General features: G+C 65.8%; 9 protein-coding genes. 4 read left to right on the forward strand and 5 right to left on the reverse strand.

All coding sequences use genetic code 11. The annotated features are described in order from the left end of the window. The 3 genes from VKP01_RS16195 to mobA form a co-directional block, all read left to right on the forward strand. Positions 1–708, forward strand: a 708-nt coding sequence (locus VKP01_RS16195) for an ABC transporter ATP-binding protein (protein WP_324414130.1), incomplete at its 5' end; no start/stop codon positions are given. A 152-nt stretch (positions 709–860) separates the two neighbouring features. Next, complete coding sequence (locus VKP01_RS16200) at positions 861–1,841, forward strand: oligopeptide/dipeptide ABC transporter ATP-binding protein (protein ID WP_324414144.1); 981 nt, start codon at positions 861–863, stop codon at positions 1,839–1,841. Positions 1,842–1,917: 76 nt separating this feature from the next. Continuing rightward, the gene (gene mobA / locus VKP01_RS16205) at positions 1,918–2,553 is read left to right on the forward strand and encodes a molybdenum cofactor guanylyltransferase MobA (RefSeq protein WP_324414132.1); all 636 of its coding nucleotides are present in this window, start codon (positions 1,918–1,920) and stop codon (positions 2,551–2,553) included. Here the strand turns inward: mobA and VKP01_RS16210 are convergent. Next, the gene (locus VKP01_RS16210) at positions 2,538–3,686 is read right to left on the reverse strand and encodes a COX15/CtaA family protein (protein ID WP_414706598.1); all 1,149 of its coding nucleotides are present in this window, start codon (positions 3,684–3,686) and stop codon (positions 2,538–2,540) included. The genes mobA and VKP01_RS16210 overlap by 16 nt on opposite strands. Before the next feature lie 147 nt (positions 3,687–3,833). Here VKP01_RS16210 and VKP01_RS16215 point away from each other — a divergent pair, with 147 nt between their 5' ends. After that, positions 3,834–4,049 carry a DUF2842 domain-containing protein gene (locus tag VKP01_RS16215; protein WP_324414134.1) on the forward strand — a complete coding sequence of 72 codons (216 nt, stop codon included), beginning with the start codon at positions 3,834–3,836 and terminating at the stop codon, positions 4,047–4,049. Positions 4,050–4,070: 21 nt separating this feature from the next. On the opposite strand, the gene VKP01_RS16220 is transcribed toward VKP01_RS16215, so the two are convergent. From VKP01_RS16220 to prmC, 4 genes are all read right to left on the reverse strand, one after another. Further along, positions 4,071–4,604, reverse strand: coding sequence for a histidine phosphatase family protein (locus VKP01_RS16220; protein ID WP_324414136.1), 534 nt, complete (start codon positions 4,602–4,604; stop codon positions 4,071–4,073). A gap of 163 nt (positions 4,605–4,767) precedes the next feature. Then, the gene (locus tag VKP01_RS16225; protein ID WP_324414138.1) at positions 4,768–5,694 is read right to left on the reverse strand and encodes a DUF4167 domain-containing protein; all 927 of its coding nucleotides are present in this window, start codon (positions 5,692–5,694) and stop codon (positions 4,768–4,770) included. Positions 5,695–5,714: 20 nt separating this feature from the next. Then, positions 5,715–5,912, reverse strand: a complete 198-nt coding sequence (locus VKP01_RS16230; RefSeq protein ID WP_324414140.1) for a hypothetical protein — start codon at positions 5,910–5,912, stop codon at positions 5,715–5,717. Between the two features lie 262 nt (positions 5,913–6,174). Continuing rightward, positions 6,175–7,068 (reverse strand): peptide chain release factor N(5)-glutamine methyltransferase (gene prmC / locus VKP01_RS16235; RefSeq protein ID WP_324414142.1); only part of this gene is annotated, 894 nt, incomplete at its 5' end.

A 7,068-nucleotide genomic window follows, 5' to 3' on the forward strand; every position in this document is an offset into this window, starting at 1 on the left:
ATGATCTTTCAGGACCCGATGACCACGCTCAATCCCGTGCTGCGTATCGATACGCAGATGATCGAAGCCATCCGTGCCCATGAGAAGATCTCCGAGAAGGCTGCGCGCGAGCGGGCGCGCCAGGCGCTGGAGAAGGTCGGCATCCCTTCCGCCGACGAGCGACTCAAGGCTTATCCGGGGCAGTTCTCCGGCGGGATGCGCCAGCGGGTGGCCATCGCGACCGCGCTGCTCAACCGCCCGACCGTGCTGGTCGCCGACGAGCCGACCACGGCACTTGATGTCACCATCCAGGCGCAGATCCTTTCCGAGGTGCAGGATCTGTGCGCCGAGACCGGGACAGCGCTCGTCTGGATCACGCATGATCTGTCCGTCGTGGCGGGCCTCGCCGACCGCGTCGCCGTGATGTATGCTGGTCGGATCGTCGAGGAAGGGCCGGTTGCCTCCGTGCTCGAAGCGCCGATTCATCCCTATGCCGCCGGGCTGATCGGCTCCGTTCCCAGTCGCAACAGGCGCGGCGAACCGCTCGCACAGATCCGCGGCATGACGCCCTCACTGGGCAATCTGCCGCAGGGCTGCCCCTTCGCGCCGCGCTGCGATCATGCCACCGGGATCTGTCAAACGGCCATGCCGGATGCCACGCCCTATGAGGGCGGACGCGCCGCGCGCTGCCATCATCCGCTGTCGTCGCCGACGCCTGCGGCCGCTTGAGACACACGGCGAGGATATTCGTCATGACTACGCAAGCCGACAACAATCCGGTCAAGGCCGGGACCACTGCCAGCCCCGGGACCGCCCCTGGCGCTTCTGCGCCGATTCTCGAACTCGGCCAGGTCCACAAACGCTTCGTGCGCAGCCTCGATATGGCCGAGAAGATCGCCAATCTGTTCGGGGCCGGCCTTGAGGACCAGGTGGTCCGCGCCGTCGATGACGTGAATCTGAGCGTCGCCAAGGGCGAGGTCGTCGGGCTCGTGGGCGAATCGGGCTGCGGCAAATCCACCCTCGGGCGGGTCATCGCCGGCATTCTCGAGGCGAGTGAAGGCACCGTAAAATATCACGGCAAGGAAGTCAGCAAGATGGTCGGGGCCGAGCGCCGCGCCACGGATCTCGCCATCCAGATGATCTTTCAGGATCCGATGGCGTCGCTCAATCCCCGCATGCGCGTGGTGGACATCATCGGCGAGGCGCCGGTCGTGCACGGGATCATCCGCCGCAACGAGATCGACGGCTATGTCTCGGAGGTGATGCGCAAGGTCGGGCTCGATCCGACGACCCGCATGCGCTATCCGCACCAGTTTTCCGGCGGCCAGAGGGCGCGTATCGGCATTGCGCGGGCGCTCGCGGTCAATCCGAAGGTGCTGGTCTGCGACGAATCCACCGCCGCACTCGATGTCTCGATCCAGGCGCAGGTGCTCAACCTGTTCATGGATCTGCGGCGCGAGCTCGACCTGACCTATGTCTTCGTCAGCCATGATCTCGGCGTGGTCGAGCACATTTCCGACCGCGTGGCGGTCATGTATCTCGGGCGCATCGTTGAGCTCGCCGGGACCGATGCGATCTTCGAACGCCCCAACCATCCCTATACGCGCGCCTTGCTCGACGAGGTCCCCCGCCTCGATGCGAAGAAGAAGCACTTCACCGCGCTCAAGGGTGAAATTCCCTCGCCATTGACGCCACCGCCCGGCTGTCATTTCCACCCCCGCTGCCCCTTCGCCTTCGACCGCTGCCGTCAGGAGCGCCCTGCTCTCAAGGATGTGGGCAAGGGACGGCTCTCGGCCTGCCACCTCAACGACACGCCCGAAGGCAATCCGCTGATGCAGGATACTGCTTCCGCCGCCGGCTGAACTGCGCAAGCCCCTCGTCACGGCCCGATACCTCGCCTATCCTGGTCGCAGGCGGTAACTGGCAACGGGAGTCATCATGAGCGCGAACGCGCATCCGCAAACCATCGGCGTCCTGCTCGCGGGCGGCCTCGCGCGACGCATGGGTGGCGGAGACAAGCCGTTGCGCGAGATCGGCGGGCGCAGCATTCTCGTCCGCGTGATCGATCGGATGACGCCGCAATGCCAGGCGTTGATCCTCAACGCCAACGGTGACCCGCAGCGCTTCGCTTTCACGGGGCTTCCGGTCATGGCCGACGACATCCCCGATTTCGCCGGCCCGCTCGCCGGCATTCTCGCCGCGCTCGATCACGTGGCGGCGCAGCACCCCGAAATCGCATATGTGGCCTCGGTCGCCGCCGATACGCCATTCCTGCCGCGCGATTACGTTTCACGGCTGCATGCGGCGCGCGAGGCAGCCGGCGTTCCGCTCGCCTGTGCCGAGAGCGACGGGCGTACGCATCCCGTGAACGGCTTGTGGAGCGTGGCTCTGCGCGCGGATCTGCGCCATGCGCTCGTCGAGGAGGATATGCGCAAGATCGACCGCTGGACGGCGCGCCATGGCGTCGCCCATGCGGCCTGGCCGGTCACGCCGGTGGATCCATTCTTCAACGCCAACAGCCCCGAGGATCTCGACGAGGCCGAGGCGCTGATCGGCCGTTACGGCGAGATCTGAGCCCCGCCCGCCGGCAATGGCTGAACGGTATCGACCCGGCGTGATTCCGGCCCGGCATCGCGGGCGATTCGCGTATGCACAACCGCCATGGCCAGAAGCAGCATCGCGAAGACCTGATGCGCCAGCCCTGCCCAGAGCGGCACGGCAAGCAGCAGCGTGACGATCCCGAGCACCACCTGCGCGAGCACCAGCCCGGCCATGATCCGGGCATGGCGCATATGCACCGTTCCCGGTGCCAGCCGCCCCACGCGCCAGGCGTGCCAGAGCGCGTAGCCGACGAGCAGATAGGCCACCATCCGGTGGTTGAACTGGATCGTGGCGACAGTGTCGAAAATGTTGGCGTACCAGGGCGAGAGCGGGAAAAGTACCGCCGTCGACGGAATAAAGACACCATCCATCAGCGGCCAGGTATTGTAGGTCCAGCCGGCCCGCGAGCCGGCAACCAGCGCGCCGAGCGCCGTCTGGAAGAGAATCAGGCCGACGAGTCCGTACGCACCGAGCGCGACCGCGCGCGGTGTCGGCTCGACCCGCCCGGAGCGCAGACCGGTCGCGATCCAGGTCAGCGCGACGAGGATGATGCTGGCCAGCATCAGATGCGTCATCAGCTTGATCGGCGCCACTGCGATCATGCCCTCTTCCAACCCGGAAGCGACCATGATCCAGCCGACGAAGGCCTGCATGCCACCGAGTGCGCCGATCCCGATCAGCGTCAGCGCGAAGCCGGTGGTGATGCGGCTCCTGAGCCAGAACCAGATCAGCGGCAGGAAGAAGACGATGCCGAGCGCGCGACCGAGCTGGCGATGCCCCCATTCCCACCAGTAGATCACCTGAAACTCTGCCAGCGACATGCCCTGATTGAGCAGGCGATACTGATCGATCTGGCGATAACGCTCGAATTCGGCCAGCCATGCGGCTTCCGACAAGGGCGGGATGGCGCCGGTCACGGGCGCCCATTCGGTGATGGACAGGCCCGATCCGGTGAGCCGGGTGGCGCCACCAACGGTCACCATGGCGAGGACAAAACCCACCAGCGTCCAGATCCAGGCGCGTACGGCCCTATCCGGCAAGAATGCCGGACCCGGGAAGAATGCCCGATCACGCAAGTCTGCGCCTGCTGAATTCCCTGCCGCCATCTGTCCTCTCCAAACCCGGCTCGCCGGCGCCGGCGCCCTTGATAAGCTGATCACCCGGTACACATAGAGTTTTCATCGCGAAGCTGCTAGGCACAGCTTCGCCGCACCCGATAGCGGTTCGATCCGAACAGGCCGGACAGATCATTCATGACGCAACGTACCCGCAAATTCATCGGCACGATCGCCATCATCACCTTCGTCATGCTCTATGGCCCGGTGGCCATGGCGATCGCGGAAAGCCGCATCATGGCCGCGCCGCAGGTCATCCAGGTGATCTCCTACGCCGTGCTGGGCCTCGCCTGGATCATACCGATCATGCCGGTGATCCGCTGGATGCAGCGTCCCGATCCGGATAATATCTGACCGATACCTGCCTCAGCCGCCTTACGTACCGGCATCGAGGCCTTTCGGCGTGACGAAACGGTCAAGCCGCGCTTCACGCTGCGATACATCGCGCCAACTCTCGATGTCGAAATCGAGCACGGTGAGGCCGGCGGTGGGATATTTCTGGGTCAGGCGCGAAAAGGCATAACGGTCGCCGAAGCCGGTGAGGAGCCGGGCGAGTTCCTGCGTACCGGGATTGTGGCCGACCATCAGAAGCGTGCGCACCGCATCGTCGGTCTCGCGCACAGCCTGCAACAGCAGTTCGGGCGGCGCCTCATAGATCCGCCGGTCCACCCGTATCGGCGGCTCTTCGCCGGCTTCTTCGCGAAGCGCCTGCACCACGAGATCGAAAGTCTCGCGGGTGCGGCTCGCCGGCGAGACGATGGCGAGATCCGGCAGCAGGCCCTCATCGGCCAGATAACGCCCCATACGTGGCGCCGCCTCGCGCCCGCGCGGATTGAGCGGGCGATCGAGATCGTCGAGACCGGCGGGCCAGTCGGATTTGGCGTGGCGGAGCAGGATCAGGCGTTTCATGGGGAAAGCTTAGCTGACGCGAATGGCGAACGAAAGCACCTGGCGGCAGGAACCGTCGCATGCGGCATTGGCCCCGAACTGGCTGCGCGCCCGTCCAACCAGAACGCGCAGCGTCCGATCAGCCTGCACGAGACGGATCCGCCGAGTGCAACCGTGCGGAAATCTATTCCGCAGCGGTCTTGTCGGAGGCGCCATCGTCGGAACCACCGTCATTCGCACCCGCATCAGCCGAAGCGGCCTTGCGCGGCGACTTCCGTGCTGCGGCTGCGGGCTTTTTCACCGGAGCACCCTCGCCGGACTCGCCACCCTCGGTCGCGGCCTTGCGGGTGGGGCGCCGGGTCGCCGTCGCAGCACGACGGCGCTTGGGCTTTTCGTCGCCGGCATCGTCATCATGGACGGCTTCCGCTTCCGTTTCGGTGGGGCGGCTCACGGGTTTCATCAGAAAATCGGGCAGAGCGGGCTGCTCGACTTCGTCGGAACGCCGCGGGGCAGGACGACGGCGACCGCGTACGGGACGCTCGCCCGTATCCTCGCCGGCAACCGGAGCCTCCTGCGCGGCGCGGGCCTGCCCGGCCTCATCGCGTGAATCCGCCTCGGTATCGCCATTGCCACGGTTGTCATGCTGGTTGCGACCGAAGCGCTCGCGGCGATCACCACGCCCGCGCGGCTGGAAACCGCGATCAGGCTGGCGTTCGGCGCGCGGATCGAAGCTCGGCGGCTGCGGCTGCTGACCGGGATCGACCTCTTCCGGCTGAACGCGCTGAGTCTGACCGCCGCGATCGGGCTGGGCATAACCATGCGTGTAGCCGTTCGAATCATCATCATCGTCATCATCGTCGTCGGAGCGACCGGCGCCGTATTGCTGGCGCAGGTTCTCCTGCGCACCGGCGATGATGCGCAGATAATGCTCGGCATGCTGGAAATAATTTTCCGCCGCGACCGGGTCCCCGCTGGCCTGCGCATCACGCGCGAGTTGGCCGTATTTTTCGGCGATGTGCTGGGCGGTGCCGCGCACCTTCACATCCGGCCCGTTCGACTCGTAGCTGCGTGTCAGCGGATTGGGGCCCTTGCTACGGCTGCGTCCGCGCATGCGTCTGTTCTGTCCTGGTCTCATCGATTCACTTCGACCTTCATCTCTTGCAATGCCACACTCTCGCGACGCCGGCATGCCGGATCCGGAATGCCGTGCACGCCCATTTTCGCGTGAAAGTCCGCTGTCTCGTGCAATTCCATCGAACCGTGCCAGTGCAACATCACGTGCGAGAGAAAAACGCCGGACGGGATTCCCACCATCGTCCGAGCGAACATCCGTCATCCTGCGGCTTCGACCGGGATAGGCTCCGGACGACCATCTGGTATGTCGGGTTCCTTGTGCCGCCGGGTGAGCCACCTTGCTGCGGCCAGAAAACGCAAGCCCTGCCCCACGGGGGCCCGATGATTCGGCCATCCAGCGCCGGGCTCATCGCGTTTCGCCTTGCAAACTAACCGCTCGCCCCGCATACGCCAAGCATTATTTACACGATTTTCCCACTATTTCGTAAACTTTTGGTTGTGCAGGCTGAAACATGGTTCAGTCGGGACGGATGAAAGCCTGGACGCGGAGCACGCCGCCGAGATCCGTTTCGCTCCCCGCGAAGACGAGTCCGACTGATTCGGCGATCCCACGCAAAGCCCCCTCCTGATCATGACCATGCTCGAGAACGACGGCAGCGCCCGGACGCAGGAGCCGCATCGCGGCGCGGCAGATCGCCGGATAGGGCGCGAGCCCGTCATTACCGCCATCCAGAGCCCGATGGGGATCGAAACCCGCCACCTCCCTGGCGAGCCCGGCAATGTCGGCGGACGGGATATAGGGCGGGTTCGACACGATCAGGTCAAAGCCCCCTCCCCCGTCAGGCGTCGCTGGCGCGAACGGCGCTGCCCAATCCGCCTTGATGAAGGCGGCGCGATCAGCCAGGCCGAGAGTACGGGCATTGGCACGGGCCGTCACAAGCGCCGCATGCGCGCGGTCAGTGCCGATACCGAAGGCGTCCGGGCATTCGGACAGGAGAGCGAGCAGGATGCAGCCGCTGCCGGTGCCGAGATCGAGAAAACGCTGCATGCGCGCGTCCCGCACCATCTGGCGCAGGGCGAGTGCGACCAGCGCTTCCGTATCGGGACGTGGCTCCAGCGTGTCGGAGCCGAGTTCAAAGCGCAGCCCCCAGAATTCGCGATACCCCAGAATCCGCCAGACCGGCTCCCCCGCCACCCGCCGCGCGATCCAGCCATCGAGCCGCGCCGCTGCAAAGGCATCGATCGGCGCTTGCGGATCGCGGGCGAGGGCCGTGGCATCGCAGCCGGTGGCTTCCATGAGCAGGATGCGCGCATCGAGAGCGGGATCCTCGATACCGGGGACCGAGAGCGCCGCCCGGGCCGCGCGCAGAGCCTGCGCCATCGCGCTCCCCGGTATGATGGCCGTCACAGC

This window comes from Saliniramus sp., assembly GCF_035311605.1.
Taxonomy (GTDB): Bacteria; Pseudomonadota; Alphaproteobacteria; order Rhizobiales; family Beijerinckiaceae; genus Saliniramus.

Bases quoted from the DNA above. Each gene is read 5' to 3' on its own strand.
- VKP01_RS16200 (WP_324414144.1), top strand. From the start codon at position 861: ATGGCCGAGAAGATCGCCAATCTGTTCGGGGCCGGCCTTGAGGACCAG.
- mobA (WP_324414132.1), top strand. From the start codon at position 1,918: ATGAGCGCGAACGCGCATCCGCAAACCATCGGCGTCCTGCTCGCGGGC.
- VKP01_RS16210 (WP_414706598.1), bottom strand. From the start codon at position 3,686: ATGGCGGCAGGGAATTCAGCAGGCGCAGACTTGCGTGATCGGGCATTC.
- VKP01_RS16215 (WP_324414134.1), top strand. From the start codon at position 3,834: ATGACGCAACGTACCCGCAAATTCATCGGCACGATCGCCATCATCACC.
- VKP01_RS16220 (WP_324414136.1), bottom strand. From the start codon at position 4,604: ATGAAACGCCTGATCCTGCTCCGCCACGCCAAATCCGACTGGCCCGCC.
- VKP01_RS16225 (WP_324414138.1), bottom strand. From the start codon at position 5,694: ATGCGCGGACGCAGCCGTAGCAAGGGCCCCAATCCGCTGACACGCAGC.
- VKP01_RS16230 (WP_324414140.1), bottom strand. From the start codon at position 5,912: ATGTTCGCTCGGACGATGGTGGGAATCCCGTCCGGCGTTTTTCTCTCG.